The organism is Acidimicrobiales bacterium (genome assembly GCA_035512495.1).
In the GTDB taxonomy this organism is placed as follows: domain Bacteria; phylum Actinomycetota; class Acidimicrobiia; order Acidimicrobiales; family CADCSY01; genus DATKDW01.
This window is the reverse complement of record DATKDW010000007.1, coordinates 1-16,855: the sequence shown is the minus strand read 5'-3', so window position 1 is coordinate 16,855 and position 16,855 is coordinate 1. Positions and strand designations below refer to the sequence as shown.

The window sequence follows — 16,855 nt, the reverse complement described above, 5'->3', positions numbered from 1 at the left end:
TGACCCACCTACGCCACCCCGAGCGGGCATCCTGTTGGGGCGATGGCCTTCCTTCGACGGCCCCGGCGGCTGTTGCCAGCCGCGCTGCTGTGCCTGCTCCTCGGGGGGTCGGGCCTCGTCCTCGGCGCCGTCGGAGCGGTGGCCCAGGACGGTCGGTCACGCGTGCTGGTGACCACCCTTGACGACATGATCGGACCGGTGACCGCCGACCAGATCACCGATGGCGTGGCCCGGGCCACCGACGAGGGCTACGACGCCTACGTGCTGCGCATGAACACCCCGGGCGGGCTCGACACCTCGATGCGCCAGATCACCTCCGCCTTCCTCGAGGCCGAGGTGCCGGTGGTCGTCCACGTCGCGCCCCGGGGGGCGCGGGCCGCCTCGGCGGGGGCGATCATCACCTACGCCGCCCACATCGCCGCCATGGCGCCGGGCACCGCCATTGGCGCCGCCACCCCGGTCGACTTGGAGGGCGGCGACGTGGCCCGCAAGATCGTCAACGACGCTGCCGCCCTGGCCGAGTCGATCGCCCAGGCCCGCGATCGCCCGGTCGATTTCGCCGTCGACAGCGTCCGCAAGGGCCGCTCGGCCAGCGCCAACGAGGCCCTCGAGCTGGGGGTGGTCGACCTCATCGCCGGCAGCCTCGACGAGCTGCTCGACGAGGTCGACGGCACCGAGGTCACCCTCGCCAGCGGCGCCGTCGTGACCCTGCGCACCGCCGGCGCCGCGGTCGACACCTTCGACTTGGGCCTGTTCCGCCGCATCCTCAAGACCCTGGCCGATCCCAACTTGGCCTTCCTGTTCCTCAGCATCGGCACGCTCGGCGTCATCTACGAGCTGGCGAGCCCAGGCATCGGCGCCGGCGGCATCATCGGGGCGTCGCTGATCGTGCTGGCCATGTTCTCGCTGTCGGTGCTTGCCGTCGACGTCACCGGCCTGTTGTTCCTCGCCCTGGCCGTGGCGCTGTTCGCCGCCGAGGTGTTCGCCCCCGGCATCGGGGTCTTCGCCGTGCTTGGCGCAGCCTCCCTGGTGCTCAGCGGCGTGTTCCTCTTCGACGACGCTGCCGCTCCCGGCGTGAGCATCGCCGTGCTGCTGCCCACCGCCCTGGTGGTGGGTGGGTTGGTGGTGGTGGCAGGCCGCCTCGCCATGCGCGCCCAGCGGGGTACGTCGTCGACCACGGGCGCCGGCGTGCTCGAGGGCAAGGTGGTCACCGTGCGCCGGGGCGACGGCGTGAAGGGCCAGGCCCTGGTGGAGGGCGGCTGGTGGACGCTGCGCAGCGCCGATGCCCCCCTCTTTGCCGGCGACGAGGTGAAGGTCGTCGCGGTGGAGGGCCTCGAGCTCGTCGTCACCCACGTCACCCCCGCGCCCGCCGGCCGCCCCGCGTCCGCTGGGCCCACGACCGAAGATCAGACAACCCAACAGGAGAGGCACACCGATGGATGAGGCACTGCTCTACGGGATCGGCGCGGCGGTGTTCGTCGTGGTGGCGATCATCGTGGCCGCGGTCAAGATCGTCGACGAGTACGAGCGGGGGGTGATCTTCCGGCTGGGCCGGGTCACCGGTGCCAAGGGACCGGGACTCTTCTTCATCGTGCCGATCATCGACCGCATGGTGAAGGTGAACCTGCAGACCGTCACCGCCGACATCCCGCCCCAGGACGTGATCACCAAGGACAACGTGACCATCAAGGTCAACGCGGTGACCTACTTCAACGTGATCGACCCGGTGAAGGCGGTGGTGGCCATCCAGAACTACCGCTACGCCACCTCGCAGGTGGCCCAGACCACCCTGCGCTCGATCCTCGGCCAGGTCGACCTCGACGAGCTGCTGATCAACCGCGACCAGATCAACTCCCAGCTTCAGACGATCATCGACGACCTCACCAACCCGTGGGGCGTGAAGGTGACGCTGGTGGAGGTCAAGGACGTGGAGCTGCCCGACTCCATGCGCCAGGCCATGGCCCGCCAGGCCCAGGCCGAGCGAGACCGCCGGGCCCGGGTGATCCAGGCCCTCGGTGAGCGTGAGGCGGCCGACAACCTGGGCGAGGCCGCCGCCATCCTCGAGCGCCACCCCGCCGCCATGCAGCTGCGCGTGCTGTCGACCATGGTCGACGTCGCCGGGCAGAACAACTCCACGCTCGTGTTCCCGGTACCGATGGAGATGCTCAGGTTCTTCGACACCTTCCGCGGCGAGAACAGTGACGTCACCCCGCCAGGACCGAGCATCCAGACTGAGGGGTAGACCTCCTCGCCGCCCTGCCCGTAGGGGCGTAGCCGGCGCCCTGTCCTGAGGGTCGCCGAGCCGGGCGGGCCAGCAGGCAGACTGCGTGTCGTGACCGCCGACGCCTGGGTGACCCTCGCCGTGGTGATGGTGACCCTGATGGTGCTGGTCACCGAGCGGGTGCCGCCGGCGGCCACCATCCTCGGGGCCACCACCGCACTGTTCGTCATCGGCGTGACCGACGCGTCCCAGGCGTTCTCCGGGTTCTCCAACCCCGCCCCCATCACCGTCGCCGCCCTCTACGTGGTGGCCGCCGCGGTGGAGGCCACCGGCGCCCTGGAGTGGCTCACCCGCCGGACCCTGCCCGGGGCGGGCCGGGGCAGCGGCGGGGCGGGCCGGGGCGGCGGCGGGGCGCGCCGGGCCGAGCTGGCCCGCTTCCTCCCCGCCGGCCTGGTGCCCTCGGCGCTGCTCAACAACACGACCATCGTGGCCATGCTGGCGCCGCGGGTGGTGGCCTGGTCGCGCCAGACCGGCCGGCCGGCCTCGACCCTGCTCATGCCGCTCAGCTTCGCCGCCATCGTGGGCGGTCTCATCACCGCCATCGGCACCTCCACCAACCTCATCGTGTCGGGCCTGCTCGAGGCATCGGGCGACGAGCCCATGGGCCTGTTCGAGATCGCCCGGGTGGGGGTGCCGGTCGCGGTGGTCGCCTACGTGATCCTGGTGGTGGCCTCCCCCCGCCTCCTGCCGGAGCGGCGCCCGCCGCAGCTGGTGGGGCCGGGCTCACGGGAGTTCACCGTCGAGATGGTGGTGGCCGACCGCAGCCCCCTCGACGGCGAGACGGTGGCGGGCGGCGGCCTGCGCAACCTCGAGGGCGTCTACCTCGTGGAGCTGGAGCGCGAGGGGCGGGTGCTGGCACCGGTGGCTCCCGACGAGGTGCTCGAGGTGGGCGACCGCCTGACCTTCGCCGGCAACGTGGGCCGGGTGGTCGACCTGCACCGCCTGACCGGCCTGGTCCCGGCCGAGGAGCGCCACTTCGCCGCCGCGGGCGACGGGTCGCGCCACTTCCACGAGATGGTGGTGGCGCCCCGCTCGTCGCTGGTGGGGTCCACCCTCAAGGAGGCCGACTTCCGCAACCAGTACGCCGCCGCGGTGGTGGCCATCCACCGGGCGGGCGAGCGGGTGGGCGGCAAGCTGGGCACGGTGCGCCTGCGGCCCGGCGACGTGCTGCTGGTGCTGGCCGACGCCGGGCTGCCCAAGCGCCTGCGCGACCACCACGACTTCCTGGTGGTCTCCACCCTCGACGAGGCCGGACCGCCACGGCGCGACAAGGCCCGGTGGGTGGAGCTGACCATCCTGGCCCTGCTGGTGGTGGTGGGCATCGGGTGGCTCGACATCCTCCAAGGGGCGCTGCTGGCCGGCTTCGCCATGGTGGGCCTGCGGGTGCTGTCGCCGGCCGAGGCCCGGGCGGCGGTCGACATCGACGTGATCGTGATGATCGCCGCCAGCTTCGGCATCGGCCAGGCCCTTGCCACCAGCGGCCTCTCCGAGGTGCTGGCCGGCGGCCTGGTCGACGCCTTCGGTGGCTGGGGCAACGTGGGCCTGCTGCTCGGGGTGCTCCTCGCCACCACCCTGCTCACCGAGGTGATCACCAACAACGCCGCCGCGGTGCTCATGTTCCCGATCGGCATGGCCACCGCCTCGGCGGCGGGACTCGACGGCCGCCCCTTCGCCATGGCCATCGCCGTGGGGGCCTCGGCCAGCTTCCTCAGCCCCATCGGCTACCAGACCAACACCATCGTCTACGGGATGGGCGGCTACCGCTTCGGCGACTTCGCCCGCCTGGGCCTGCCCCTGTCGGTGGCCACGGTGGGCATCACCGTGCTGGTGGTGCCCCTCGCCTGGCCCTTCTGAGCCTCAGCGGGCCACCGCGAGGTGGGCGGTTCGGCGATCGTCGCCGGTGCTGCGGATGCCGGCCATGGAGAGCATGAGGGCAACGGTCGGTCGGGCGCCGGTGACGGTGACGGCGAGGCCACCGCGTTGTGCCTTGCGGGTGGCCAGCATCAGGGCCCGTAGCCCGTCGGCGTAGATCTGGCCGACCGCGGTCACGTCGAGGCAGAGGTGCGGTGCCTGGGTGAGCCTGAGGAGGACGGTCACCTCGATGCCAGATCGGGAGTCGAGGTCTCCGGTCAGGGAGATGGTGTGCACTCCCGTGGGAGCGGTCGACATGGTGGCGGTCATGGTGGTCTCCTCATCAGCGGTCATGTGGCCTGCGGTCTGGACCTTCGACGCTGGTGAAAGCGGACGAGGGGGACCAAGAGGCACACAACAACCATCCGCCAACGTGCCGCCGCCGTCCATGGCTACAACGGGCCATTCGGACACACCGGACAGACCTAGTCATCGGCGCACAGAGCCCCGCAGCCGCTCGAAGGCCGCCGCCCCGACGGCGCCCTCGTCTCCTCGCGCTACCGGCTCCGCTTCTTGGCGTACATGGCGAGGTCGGCGTGGTGGAGGGCGGCGGGGGCCGAGTCGGCGGCGCGCAGGGAGGCGTAGCCGAGGCTGAGGCCGACGTGGGGCGCGGGCAGGTTGTTGCACGCCTCGCTGATGCGGTCGTCGAGCTCGGCGGCGAAGCCGATGGCGGCGGCCTCGCCGCCGCAGCGGATGAGGATGATGCCGAACTCGTCGCCGCCGAGGCGGGCCACGGCGTCGGTGCTGCGGACGCACCGTTGCAGTGCGTGGGCGACCTGTCGCAGCGCCTCGTCGCCGGTGGCGTGGCCGTGACGGTCGTTGAGCTCCTTGAACTCGTCGAGGTCGACCACGATCACGTAGGAGTCGACGCCGTCGCGCGCGGTGAGCCGCCACTGGTCCTCGAGGGCGGCGTCGAACGCACGACGGTTGGGCAGCCCGGTCAGCGAGTCGAAGTGGGCCAGCTCGGCCAGGGTCTCCTGGGCGGCGCGGAGGCGGGTGATGTCGTGGCCCGAGACGACGAGGCCGCTGACGGTGGGGTCGTCGAGCAGGGAGACGATCGTCAGCTCGAACGGGACGTGACCCTCGTGGCCGGACAGGCGGGCCTCCACGGGGGTGGGCGCCGCACCCGGGTCGCTGCCGGTGGCAGCGACGATCGCGGCCCGCACGAGGATGCGGTCGTCGGGGTGGACGATCTGCACCAGCGGGTGGTCGCAGACCAGCTCGGGGTCGAGTCCGAGCTGGCGGCTGAGGGCGCCGGACGCCGAGGTCACCACCCCGTCGGCGTCGAGGAGCATCGTGAGGCTGGTGGCGTGCTGGACCAAGGTGCGGAACCTGGCCACGTCGCCGCCGGCGACCTCCCAGCGTCGCCGTTCGGTCAGGTCCCGCATGGACAGGACGATGTGGCCGTCATCGAGGGGGGCGCCGACCAGCTCGATGAGGCGCCACCCGTGGTCGGTGGCGATGCGCAGCTCGATGGGGGTGCCGACCTCCTTGCCCTCGACCGATGACAGGGAGAGGGCGGCGAGGTGGAAGTCGTCCGGGTGCACGAGGTCCAAGCCGTTGATCCCGACGAGCCCGCCGGCGGAGCGCCCCATGATCCGCTCCGCCGCACGGTTGCCACGGGTGACGGTCCCGGTGCCGTCGATCACCACGAGGGCGTCGGGCAGCTGATCGAAGAGATCGGATGCCGGGGCGGTGGCCGTGGCGGTGGGCAGGCGGTTGTCCTCCACACCCGAGTTGTTCGGCACGGCCCCTCTGTACCTAAAGCACCTTTTGCGCCCTGATCAGACGGGGTCCGCCGGGGCCGTAGCCTCAGGCGATCGAGATCCTCGTCCTCTGCACAGGCAACCAGTGCCGGTCGCCCTTCGCCGAAGCGGTGCTGCGCGCCCGCCTGGCCCCGCTGGGGTCGGTGACGGTGTCGTCGGCGGGGTCGCTCGAGGGCGGGGTGGCGGTCGACGAGCGGACCGACCGGGCCCTGCGGGACCGCGGGATCGAGCCCACCGGGCAGCAGAGCCGGCAGCTGACCCCGGCGATGGTCGGCGACGCCGACCTGGTGGTGGGGATGACCCGCCAGCACGTCCGGGAGGCGGCGGTGCTCGACCACGACGCCTTCGCCCGCACCTTCACGCTGCGCGAGCTGGTGCGGCGAGGCGGGCGGGTGGGACCCCGGCGAGCCGACCAGAGCCTGGCCGAGTGGCTGGCGGTGGCGGGCCACGGCCGGCGGACGTCTGAGCTGGCGGGCGACATCGGCGACGACGACGTGGCTGACCCCATCGGGTCGCGGCACAAGGACTATGAGCGCGTCATGGACGAGATCGAGGCGCTCGTCGACGAGCTGGTGTGCCTGGCGTGGCCGGCGGGCGCCGGCACCGGGGAGCAGCCCCGGGGTCAATGAGCGGCGGCCGGCTCGGGGTCGGTGCGGCGGCGGCGGGCGGCGAGGGTCATTTCCGCGCCATCAGAGGACTCGTTCGCCGGCCCTCAGCCCTCCTGAGGCTCGCCCGTCGCCGGGCGCTCGGCGGTGGCTCCCGGCGCCACCCACACGTGCAGCACCCGGCTGGCCCACAGCGCGGGGGCGAGGGGCAGCCAGAACGTCACCAGGCGGAACACCACGGCGGCGACCACCGCCGACCCGGTGGGTGTGCCCGCCACCATGAGCCCGAAGGCGGCGAACACCTCGGCCACGCCGACCCCGCCCGGCACGGGCGCCAGCACCGCGGCCCCGGCGGCGAGGAGGAACACGGCGGCGATCACCGCGGCGGGTTGCTCGACGCCCACCGCCCGGCACACCGCCACCGCCGAGACCATGAACGCAACCGTCGAGCCCGCCGCCCCGAGGACAAGGCCCACCAGCATCCCGACGTGGTGGGTCAGCTCCCGGGGTGACGGCAGCGACTGCATGGCCTCCACCAGGTGCGCCCGTCGCATCACGGCGGGGGCGACCCCGAAGAGGGCGCCGACGGCGATGCCCGCCGCCACCAGCTCCCACGGGCCGTCGGCGATCTCGTCGCTGGCCGGCCCGGTGATCGCCAGTGCCAGCGCCACCGCGCAGCCCACCACCCGCCCGGCCATCGCGGCCACCACCGCGAGGTTGGCGGCGCCGCGGGCCCGGGCCCGCGGCAGGCCGCTGCGCTCGAGGTACAGGGCGGTGTAGCCCGGCGCCTCCAGCCCCAGCGCCGACGTCCGTGCCACGAGCGACGCCGCCGCCACCGCCACCACCGTGCGACCCAGCGCCAGGTGGTGACGTGCGGCGGCGATGAGCTTGGCCGCCCCGGTCAGGTGGCCGACGACCACGCCCAAGACAGCGATCCCCAGCCAGCGCAGCGACCCGTCGCCCACGATGCCCAGTGGGTCGCGCACCCCGGTGGCGGTGACGAGGGTGTGGTACACGCCGTAGGCCACCACGACCATCACCGACAGGGTCATGGGCTGTGGCATCCCGACCCGGACGACGCGCTCCGGCGTCGGGTCGGGGCGCCCGGCGGCATCGGCGAGGTCGCTGCGCAGCAGCCATAGCAGCGCCGGCCGCCGTCGCACCGCGGTGCGCGTGGCGCGCGACAGCACGAACGGCTGCACGAAGTGCGCCGCCTCCCACGCCTGGGTCGGCCCGAGCGCCCGCACCGCGGCCCCCACCGCCCGCTCCGCACCAACGAGCAAGGCGCTCGACGCCAGCAGCTCTGCGACGTCGCGCCGGAGCCGGTCGTCGCCGGCGCCCGCCTCGGCGAAGCCGAAGTCCACCAGCCACGGCTGCCCGTCGGGGTCGACCAGCACGTTGGACGCCCGAAGGTCGCGGTGGGCGATGCCCGCGGCGTGGAGGAGCGCCACCTGGGCCCACAACCGGTCGAGCAGCTCGTCGTCGATCGAGTCGGCGCCGAGATCAGCGAGCACCGTGCCGTCGACGTGCTCGAGGACGAGGTAGGTGACCCCCTCCTCGTCGCCGCCGGTGGAGACCACCTTGGGGACCGTCGCCCCGGCGGAGGCGGCGAGCATCGTCAGGTATGCCTCGTGCTCCAGCTGGCGCTTGGGGGTGGTGAACGGCGCCTCGTCCTCGGTCTCCCGGTAGGCGACGAAGCGCCACAGCTTGAACAGCAGGTCGGCGTCGCGCTGGTCGCGGCCCATTGCCTTGACGAACAGCCGCCCGCCCTCGGCGGTGGTCACCTCGAAGGGGATCGACCCCCGGGCGTCGGCGGCCACCCACCGGGCCCCGGCGGGCCGCATCCCGAGGTCTCGCAGAGCGCCCACCACATCGGTCGGCGCCGGCAGGTGCCCCGGGGTGCCCCGTGCCAGGTGGACGAGGCTGCCGATGGCCCACCCGAGCGCCGCTCCGGCGACCACGTCGAGCGGGAAGTGGGCGCCCACGTACACCCGGCCGATGCCCACCCCCACCGCCACCGCCCACAGCGCCCACCGCACCGGCCGGCGAACGTGGCCGCTCGCCACGGTGGCGATGGCGGCGGCCACCGCGGCGTGGCCGGACACGAACCCGAGGCCGCCCTCGCTTGCCCCTCGCAGCACGACCTCGTCGAGCAGCGCTCCCGGGCGCCCCCGGTCGGCCAGCGACTTGACCACCTTGGCCAGCAGCCACGCCGACAGGCCCGCCACCAGCAGGTCGAGGGCGAGGCGCCGGCGGCGGGCGATGACGGCCACGCCGGCGGCGAGGGGCACGGCGCCGGCCCACCCCGCCTGCATGATGGCGTTGACCGGCGCGAACAGCAGGCTCGGCAGGCGGTTCACCAGGCGGAAGGCGTCGACCTCGACCGGCAGGAGCATCCCACCGCCGGCGAAGAGCGCCACCGTCAGGCCCAGCACGATCCCGGTCACGGCGCGCGCGGCGTCGGCGGGGTGGCGGTAGTAGCGGGTGGCGGGGACGGGCGCGCCGGCCAGCTCGGCGACGACGTCGCCGTCGTCGTGATCGAGGTCGTCCTCGCCCGCCTCGGACGCGGGGTCACGGTCGTCGGTGCGCAGGGGGAGGCGGCGCAGCGCCAGCCACGCCGGGCCCACCGGCAACCAGTAGGTCACGAGGCGGAACAGGATCACCCCGCTCGCCGCCTGACCTGGTGAGACCCCGAGGGCGATGAGCCCGCCGGCCAGCGCCGGCTCGACCAGGCCGATGCCACCAGGGAATGGGGCGAGCGGCGCCAGGGCGGCGACCACGAGGTACAGCAGCACGCCGCCCGGCACCGAGACCCGACCACCCACCGCCGCCAGCGACATGAGGAACGCGGCGGTGGTCATGGCTGTCACCCCGGCGGCCCCGCCGAGGAGCATCGTTGCTCGGCCCGGCCCGCGCACCACGCCGATGAACGCCCGCCGGGCCGACCCCACGCCACCGCGCAGCACCCGGCGCAACGGCGCCGAGGCCACCACGCCGACCACGGCCATGGCCGCGGCGAAGGCGACCATCGGCAGCCACCGCTGCATCGGCCCGCCGGTGCGGGGCATGGCGACCACCAGCCACACCCCCACACCGGCGACCGCGGCAGTGTGGATCACCGCCCCCGCGGTGCCGGTGGCCAGCGCCGCGCCTCTTGCCCGGGCCGGGTCCACGCCCACCGCCCGCAGGTAGGAGGCACTCGCCAGGAGGGCGCCGGTCCTCGGCCACTCCGTGGTCGACACCGCCGAGCCGACCAGCTGGGCGACGACGGTGCGGCCCAGCGCCAGGGGGCGGCCGGAGGAGGCGAGCAGGGCAACGGCGCCCGAGACATAGCCCAGCACCACCGCCGCGACCGTGGCCACCAGCCAGCCGGCCTCGATGCCGCCGAGGGCCCGCACCGTCTGACTCACCCCCGACACGCCCGCTACCACCTGGTAGACGACGGCGCTGGCGAGGGCGGCGACGAGCAGGGTCGGTGGGTGGAGGGGGCGGCGGACCAGCCGCTGGGGGAGCGCCGGTGGGGAGCCGGTGGTGCCGGCAACGGCTGCGGCTACCTCCGCCAGCAGCGCCGGGCTCTTCGCGAGGGCAGCTCGGGTGGGCGGGGTGAGGGCGAGGGGCTGCAGGAGTGGGACGGCCTCGGCCACCGCTGCGGGCCCAAGGCCCTCGACGGCGGCGGCCACCGCCACCTCCGGCCCCACCGCGGCAGCGGCGGTGACCAGCAGCTCGGCGGTGTCGGCGGCCCGGGTCCCGGGCGAGGCACCGGCCTCCGCCCACTGCAGGGAGACCAGCCAAGGCCGGCCGTCATCGTCGACGAGGACGTGGTCGGGTCGAAGCTGGCGGTGGGCGATCCCGGAGCGGTGCAGCAGGGCCACCTGCCGCCACACGGCGCCGAGGAGCTCGTCGTCCCATCGCTCGGCCGGAAGCTCGGCGAGGGGGGTGCCGTCGACTCCTTCGAGTACCAGCAGCCAGTCGGCGCCGGCCGCCACGGTGGAGACCACCACGGGGACCCTCGCCCCCGCGGCGCGGGCCAGGGCCAGCAGGTAGGCCTCGTGCTCGAGCTGCTGTTTGGCGGTGGAGAACGGCGCCTCGTCGCCCGCCTCCCGGAACGCCAGCAGCCGCCAGAGGCGGTGGCCCACCTCCGCGTCCCACTGGTCGCGGCCGATGGCCTTGACGAAGATCCGGCGGCCGTCGGTGGCGCGGCCCACGAACGTCGCCGCCCCCGGCGGCTCCCGACGCCGCTCCACCAACCCCTCGACATCGATGCCGAGGGACCCGACCGCGGCGGTGACGGCCCGCGGGCTGGGGGCGCGAACCGGTGTCCCGCTCAGCCAGCGCACCGCGATGCCCACCCCCCAGCCGAGGGCGGCGCCAGCGACGACGTCGAGCGGGAGGTGGGCGCCGGTGTAGACCCGGCCCACGCCTACCAGGGCCACCAACCCCCACAGCACCCAGCGGGTGCGGCGCCTGGCCGTGGCCGCCGCCACCGTCACCAGGGCGGCGGCCACCGCGGTGTGCCCGGCGACGAAGCCCAGGCCGCCCACGGGCGCGTCGCCGCGGAGCACCACCTCCTCGAGCAGCGCCCCCGGGCGGCCCCGCCCCACCACGTCCTTGACCACCTTGGCCAGCACCCATGCCGTGGTCCCGGCCCCGAGGAGGGCGACCGCCCGGCCCGGCCCCCGCCGGACGAGCGTCACCGTCGACCACGCCACCGCGGCGCCGATCCACCCCAGCTGCATCACCGGCCACAGCACTGGCATGAGGGCGTCGGGCAACCGGTTGACGAGGCCGAAGAGGTCGACCTCGAGCCGGCCGGGGCGGGCGCCGCTGGCGGCCAGCCACAGCCCGACCAGGGCGACGACCGACACCACGAGGCGTGCACGCTCGAGGGGCCGCCACCCCGGCTGCCACCCCGGCCGCCACCCGGTCCGGTTGGCGCGTTCGGCCGGCTCGACGGCCACCGGCGCCGGGTCGTGCCGGCGCAGCCGGAGCCAGGCGACGTAGGTGGGGATGCCGGCCGGCAGGTAGAGGAGGTAGGTGAAGCCCCGGTGGAGCAACACCGCGGCGGTGGCGTCCTCGAGGCCGGCACCCGCCAGGTGGAGGCCCCCCACCAGGCCGAGCTCGACGAGTCCGACGCCGCCCGGGGTGACGGGCACGGCGGTGAGCTGGCGAACCACCGCGAACACCGCCAGCGCCGGCAGTACCCCCACGTCTTCCAGTGCGCCCACGGCGGCCAGCGCCATGCACAGCACACCGAAGAGGCTCAGGTGGTAGGCGAGGGTGGCGCCGGTGAGCCACATCCAGCGGCGCCGGATCAGCCCGCCGGTGTCGGAGCGGAACGCTGCCACCCTCGCGCCCACGTCGGCGGGCGGCACCCACCCCGCCCGCCGCAGCACCGGTGCCGCCACCCGCAGGGCCCTCCGGACGACGGCAATCGCCGGGCGCTCGCCGGTGGCGGCGGCGATCGCCAGGACCACCAGCCCGGCGAGGATGACGAGGGCGACCACCGCTGCGGCGCGCACCTCGTCGCGGGCGCCACCGCTGACGCCCAGCAGGCCCAGCGCCAGTAGGGGCAGGCCCACCTTCACCGCCAGGTTCCACCAGCCGCCGACGAGGATGGCGCGGCCGATGGCAGCCCCACCGAAGCCGAACGACCGGAGCATGGCGACGCTCAACCCCGTCGCCGCCGCCCCGCCGCCGGGCACGGCGTAGGCCACCGACGTGCTGGTGACGTTGACCAGTCCCGCTCGCACCATATCGAGGCCGGGCAGCACCGCCATGAGCGCCAGGAACGACGCCACCAGCGACGCCAACGTCAGCAGCGCCAGGCCCACCAGCTCGGCGGTCGACACCTCGGAGGTGAGGACGGCGCCGGTGGCCGAGATGTCGACGAGGTTGGGGAAGATCGCCCCGAAGATGGCGGCGACCACCGCGGCGCTGGCGAGCCGGCCGGCCACGCGGCCCCACCGTCGCTGTCGTCCCGTCCTGCCCTCGTCGTCGGGCTCGGCAGGCGTCGAGCTCTGCTGCGCCGCAGCCACCCCCACCACGGCCGAAGGCTACGGAGCGCCCTCCCTCCCCAACAAGGGGCCAAAGGGCCCTTCTCGGGGCGCGACCGGGCGGATCGGACCGCCGGGGTGCGGGGCGGCCGGAGCTCCAGCCCGGTACGGTCGAGATCCATGGCCGTACTGCCGCCCATCGGCGCCCACGTGAAGACCGACGACCCCCTGGCGGTGGCCGAGGCCACCGGCGCCGGGGCGGTCCAGCTGTTCCTCTCCGACCCCCAGGGGTGGAAGAAGCCCCAGCCCCGCGACGACGCCGACGCCCTGCGCAACGCCACCATCCCCGTCTACGTCCACGCCCCCTACATCGTGAACCTGGCGTCGCCCAACAACCGGATCCGCATCCCCAGCCGCAAGGTCCTCCAGCAGACCTGTGACGCCGCCGCCGAGATCGGCGCCCGGGCCGTCGTCGTCCACGGCGGCCACGTCACCGCCGACGAGACGGTCGAGGCCGGCGTCGAGCGCTGGGTGAAGGGCATCAAGAGCCTCGAGACCAAGGTGCCGGTGTACCTCGAGAACACCGCCGGCGGCGACCACGCCATGGCCCGCCACTTCGACACCATCGCCCGCCTCTGGGACGCCATCGGCGACATGGGTGTGGGGTTCTGCCTCGACACCTGCCACACCCACGCTGCCGGGGAGGAGATGGTGGGCGCCGCCGAGCGCATCCTCGCCATCACCGGGCGCATCGACCTCGTCCACGCCAACGACTCCAAGGACGCCGCCGGCTCCGGCCGCGACCGCCACGAACACCTCGGCGCCGGCAAGATCGACCCCGACGTCCTCGTCGAGGTGGTGCGCACCGCCGCCGCCCCGGTGATCTGCGAGACGGCCACTGAGGGCGTCAAGGACGACATCGCCTTCCTCACCGAGCGCCTCGGAGGCTGAGCCCTCGCCTTGACCCGCGGGTCAATAGTCTGCGTACCGTTGTTACGAACCGTGCAGAACGGCACGGTTCGGACAACACAGGAGCCCTTCGTGCGCCGAGCTCATCCCCGCCTGCTGGCGGCCGTCACCGCCCCGCTGCTCCTGTTGGGACTGACGACTGCCGTCTCTGCCTCCGACGCCCCCCAGCACGGGTCGGGCCCTGTCGTGGCTTCGCCGGCAGCCGACCAGCAGCCCACCGGCGCCGGGACGTCCGATCGTCCGAACAAGCCCGACCACTCGAACAAGCCCAAGGATCCGAAGGACCCCGACCTCGAGGTGCCCGAGCCCGGCTGGTACGCCGGCTCGACTGGCATCGGTGGGACCGCCCGCTACGACGACGGTGAGTGGGTCCACCAGGACTTCGTCTACGACGACGGCGAGCGGGCCGACAACGCCGCCGACATCGTGGAGGTGCGGGCGCGGGCCGACGATGACGACCTCGTCGTGCGGGTGACCCTCAACACCCTGCGGGACCACGACACCCCCGTCCTCGGCCTGGCACTTGGCTCACCTGGCGGAGAGCCCGTGGACTGGCCCAACGGCGCGGGCGTTTCTTCGCCGTGGGAGCGGTTCGTGACCGTGCTTCCCAACGGCGACTCGGCTGTCCTCACCACCAGCGATGGGGACACGACCCTCGCTACGCCGACCGTCGACCTCGACGCCAACACCGTCGAGCTCATCGTGCCCGGTGCCGCCGCGGACGACCCCGTGCTTCGCCTCACCGCAGGTGCCGGGCTCTGGGGGGACACCTCGTGGACCTCAGCGGGAGTGATCGACCTCGCGTTCAACAGCCACGACCAGGAGCCCAGCGGCGACAACTTCCGAGATGTCGCCCAGGGCGCCGCAATCAGCTCCGGCGACGTGTCCGCCATGCACCAGGACCTCGACGTCACCTCACTGCGCGACGGCAAGGTCGAAGGCCCGGTCCGCGAGCCGGGTCTCTACAACGCCGTGTTCGAGAGCCGCCAGGACCTCGGCGGCGGCTACGCCAGCGGCTTCCCCACCTACCGCGGGAAGTACCAGCCGTATGCCCTTTGGATCCCGGCTGGCGTCGACCTCGACGAGCCCACGCCGCTGATCCTGATCCTTCACTCGCTGGGCCAGATCCACAACCAGTACAACTCCCGCACCATGTACCACCAGATGGGCGACGGGCTCGGCGCGGTGGCGATCACGCCCCTCGCACTCGGCACCGGCGGCTGGTACCTCGACGAGGCCCTCGTCGACACCCTCGAGGCCTGGGTCGACGTCACCGGACGCTTCACGATCGACCCCGAGCGCACCTACTCCTCGGGTTACTCCATGGGCGGCTACGGCACCTACCGCCTCGGCACGCTGCTGCCCGAGCTCCTGGCCGCCGGCGTCTCGTGGGTGGGACCGCCCACCAACGGCATCTGGACCGGCAGCCCGACCACCAACGACCCGGGCCTCACCTATCACCAGCTGGAGAACACCAACCACGTGCCGTTCTTCATCGTCCACGGCACCAACGACGAGCTGGTCCCGGTCCTCGGCGTCACCCGCCAGGCCGAACGCTTCAAGGAGCTGGGACACGAGTACCGCTATGCCCTCCACCCGGGACAGGAGCACTTCAGCTTCGCCATCCTCGACGACTGGAGCCGGGAGCGCACCTGGGTCCACGGGCGCCGCCGGGTCACCGACCCGGCGCGGGTCACCTTCAAGGTCCGCCCCCACACCTGGGCGACCCCATCGGGAGAACGCTTCGTAGCAACCATCGGCCACCTGCGCGACCTCGCCACCGAGCTGGGAGCCGCCTTGGACGGCGCCTACTGGGTGCAGGACGTGGTGGCCGATGGCGACGGGGACGTCACCGGCGAGGTCGACCTGACCTCCCACGCGGTGCGCAACCGCGTCCCCGAGCTGACCGAGGTGATGGCGGTGGCTGTGCCCGGCTCCTCACCTCACGTGCTCACCGGCCAGGACCGCACCTTCCTCCCGGTCACCCCGGAGAACCGGCTCTCCGGCACGCTCAGCGGCGTGGCGTCTCTCACCGTCGATCTGGCCAGCACCGGCCTGCCCCTCGGCGTCGAGCTCGACATCACGACCGACGTCCCCGTCACCATCACCCTCGTCCTTGGCCACCGGCAGCGGACGGTGGACCTCGAGCCGGACAGCTGACAGACCTGACCGACGGGTGGCGGCGGCCACCCGTCGGAGGTTTCTCGTGAGTCAATGCGGGGGATCGTGCTGTCGGGTAGCACGGCGACGTGCGCTGATCCTGAGCCGGCTGATGTCGAGACGAGAGGGGTGCCGTGAGCGAATCGGTCCCGGCCATCGAGGAGATCGACTACCGGCTCGCCGAGTTGCTCCGCGCCCTCGACGTCCTGCGCCGTCGCTTCCTGGAGGAGGCCGCTGCGCACGGCCGCCGTCGCTTCCCCGAGCTGGTGGAGACCGAGCTGGCGGGCTACCCCCTGCGCGTCGAAGCACTGGGGCGGGCGGCGCTCGACGACCTCCGCCGTCGCCTCGACGAGCAGCTCGACGACATGGAGGCCTGCGTCGAAGCCCACCTCGGCGCCGACGACCACTGGGCCCACCTCCTCCGCGGCACCAGGGCCTGGGGCGCGATCGACTCCGGCGAGTACCTCCGCGGCCGGCGGGGGACATGGCTCCGGGCCGCCACCGGGCGCTTCCTCGGTGAGGCCGGCCGACTGCTGGCCGACGTCGGGGTGGTGCGCCCCGGCGACGACCTCCGCTGGTCGCTGCATCGCGACGGCAAGGAGTGGGCCGTCTCCTACTACGGCGACGGCGCCACGCCCTCCGACGAGATGATCGCCCTCTTCACCGCCTACAGCGCCACCTTCGACGAGCTCGTCACCCTCGACCGCCGGCGGGTCGACGGCGTCCAGCGGGCGCGTGAGGCCTCCTGAGCCGACGCCGGCGGGTCAGTCGAAGAGCGTGTCGAGGATCTCCTCCTCCTCCTCCTCCTCCTCCCAGCGGGCGACCTCGCCGTCCCGACATCACACTGGCGGAGAGAGTGGGATTCGAACCCACGGTGAGCCGAAACCCACAACGGCTTTCGAGGCCGCCCCATTCGTCCGCTCTGGCATCTCTCCAGCGGCCGAGGTTACCGGGCGCGTCGTCCGGCGAAGAACGAGGTCAGCGCCTCGGCGCACGCCTCGGCCTCCACGCCGGCCACCACCGTCACCTCGTGGTTGAGCCGAGGGTCGGCGCAGAGGTTGTAGAGCGATCCGACGGCGCCGGCCTTGAGGTCGGCGGCGCCGTAGACGACGGTGCCCAACCGGGCCGCAACCAGGGCGCCGGCGCACATGGGGCAGGGCTCGAGGGTGA

11 protein-coding genes and 1 tRNA gene are annotated in these 16,855 nt (G+C 73.5%); 7 read left to right on the top strand and 5 right to left on the bottom strand.

All coding sequences use genetic code 11. The features are described from left to right. The first annotated feature begins 42 nt into the window (after positions 1–42). From VMN58_00420 to VMN58_00410, 3 genes are all read left to right on the top strand, one after another. A complete protein-coding gene (locus tag VMN58_00420; protein HUF31653.1) occupies positions 43–1,443 on the top strand; it encodes an NfeD family protein in 1,401 nt (466 codons plus the stop codon). After that, on the top strand, positions 1,436–2,242 hold the full coding sequence (locus tag VMN58_00415; protein HUF31652.1) for a slipin family protein: 807 nt from the start codon (positions 1,436–1,438) through the stop codon (positions 2,240–2,242). Before VMN58_00420 ends, VMN58_00415 begins: the two co-directional genes overlap by 8 nt. A gap of 90 nt (positions 2,243–2,332) precedes the next feature. Next, positions 2,333–4,135, top strand: a complete 1,803-nt coding sequence (locus tag VMN58_00410) for an SLC13 family permease (GenBank protein ID HUF31651.1) — start codon at positions 2,333–2,335, stop codon at positions 4,133–4,135. A gap of 3 nt (positions 4,136–4,138) precedes the next feature. Here the strand turns inward: VMN58_00410 and VMN58_00405 are convergent, their stop codons facing one another. Next, the gene (locus VMN58_00405; GenBank protein HUF31650.1) at positions 4,139–4,486 is read right to left on the bottom strand and encodes an STAS domain-containing protein; all 348 of its coding nucleotides are present in this window, start codon (positions 4,484–4,486) and stop codon (positions 4,139–4,141) included. Positions 4,487–4,689: 203 nt separating this feature from the next. Next, positions 4,690–5,940 (bottom strand): diguanylate cyclase, encoded by a 1,251-nt coding sequence (locus VMN58_00400; GenBank protein HUF31649.1) that lies wholly within the window; start codon positions 5,938–5,940, stop codon positions 4,690–4,692. A gap of 71 nt (positions 5,941–6,011) precedes the next feature. On the opposite strand from VMN58_00400, the gene VMN58_00395 reads away from it, so the two are divergent. Continuing rightward, positions 6,012–6,587 carry a hypothetical protein gene (locus tag VMN58_00395; protein HUF31648.1) on the top strand — a complete coding sequence of 192 codons (576 nt, stop codon included), beginning with the start codon at positions 6,012–6,014 and terminating at the stop codon, positions 6,585–6,587. Positions 6,588–6,670: 83 nt separating this feature from the next. On the opposite strand, the gene VMN58_00390 is transcribed toward VMN58_00395, so the two are convergent. Continuing rightward, entirely contained in the window at positions 6,671–12,607 is a 5,937-nt protein-coding gene (locus tag VMN58_00390) for a phosphatase PAP2 family protein (GenBank protein ID HUF31647.1), read from the bottom strand. Positions 12,608–12,736: 129 nt separating this feature from the next. On the opposite strand from VMN58_00390, the gene VMN58_00385 reads away from it, so the two are divergent. The 3 genes from VMN58_00385 to VMN58_00375 all read left to right on the top strand — a co-directional run bounded on the left by VMN58_00385 (position 12,737) and on the right by VMN58_00375 (position 16,434). Beyond that, positions 12,737–13,507 (top strand): deoxyribonuclease IV, encoded by a 771-nt coding sequence (locus VMN58_00385; GenBank protein HUF31646.1) that lies wholly within the window; start codon positions 12,737–12,739, stop codon positions 13,505–13,507. A gap of 39 nt (positions 13,508–13,546) precedes the next feature. Next, positions 13,547–15,685, top strand: coding sequence for a hypothetical protein (locus VMN58_00380; GenBank protein HUF31645.1), 2,139 nt, complete (start codon positions 13,547–13,549; stop codon positions 15,683–15,685). 134 nt (positions 15,686–15,819) lie between these two features. Next, complete coding sequence (locus VMN58_00375) at positions 15,820–16,434, top strand: hypothetical protein (GenBank protein ID HUF31644.1); 615 nt, start codon at positions 15,820–15,822, stop codon at positions 16,432–16,434. 96 nt (positions 16,435–16,530) lie between these two features. On the opposite strand, the gene VMN58_00370 is transcribed toward VMN58_00375, so the two are convergent. Beyond that, positions 16,531–16,620: transfer RNA gene (locus VMN58_00370), tRNA-Ser, on the bottom strand. An 11-nt stretch (positions 16,621–16,631) separates the two neighbouring features. Then, positions 16,632–16,855: deaminase (locus tag VMN58_00365; protein HUF31643.1), on the bottom strand; the 224-nt coding region annotated here is incomplete at its 5' end.

Excerpts from the sequence above, each read along its gene's own strand:
- VMN58_00385 (HUF31646.1), top strand. The coding sequence starts at position 12,737 with ATGGCCGTACTGCCGCCCATCGGCGCCCACGTGAAGACCGACGACCCC.
- VMN58_00415 (HUF31652.1), top strand. The coding sequence starts at position 1,436 with ATGGATGAGGCACTGCTCTACGGGATCGGCGCGGCGGTGTTCGTCGTG.
- VMN58_00420 (HUF31653.1), top strand. The coding sequence starts at position 43 with ATGGCCTTCCTTCGACGGCCCCGGCGGCTGTTGCCAGCCGCGCTGCTG.
- VMN58_00405 (HUF31650.1), bottom strand. The coding sequence starts at position 4,486 with ATGACCGCTGATGAGGAGACCACCATGACCGCCACCATGTCGACCGCT.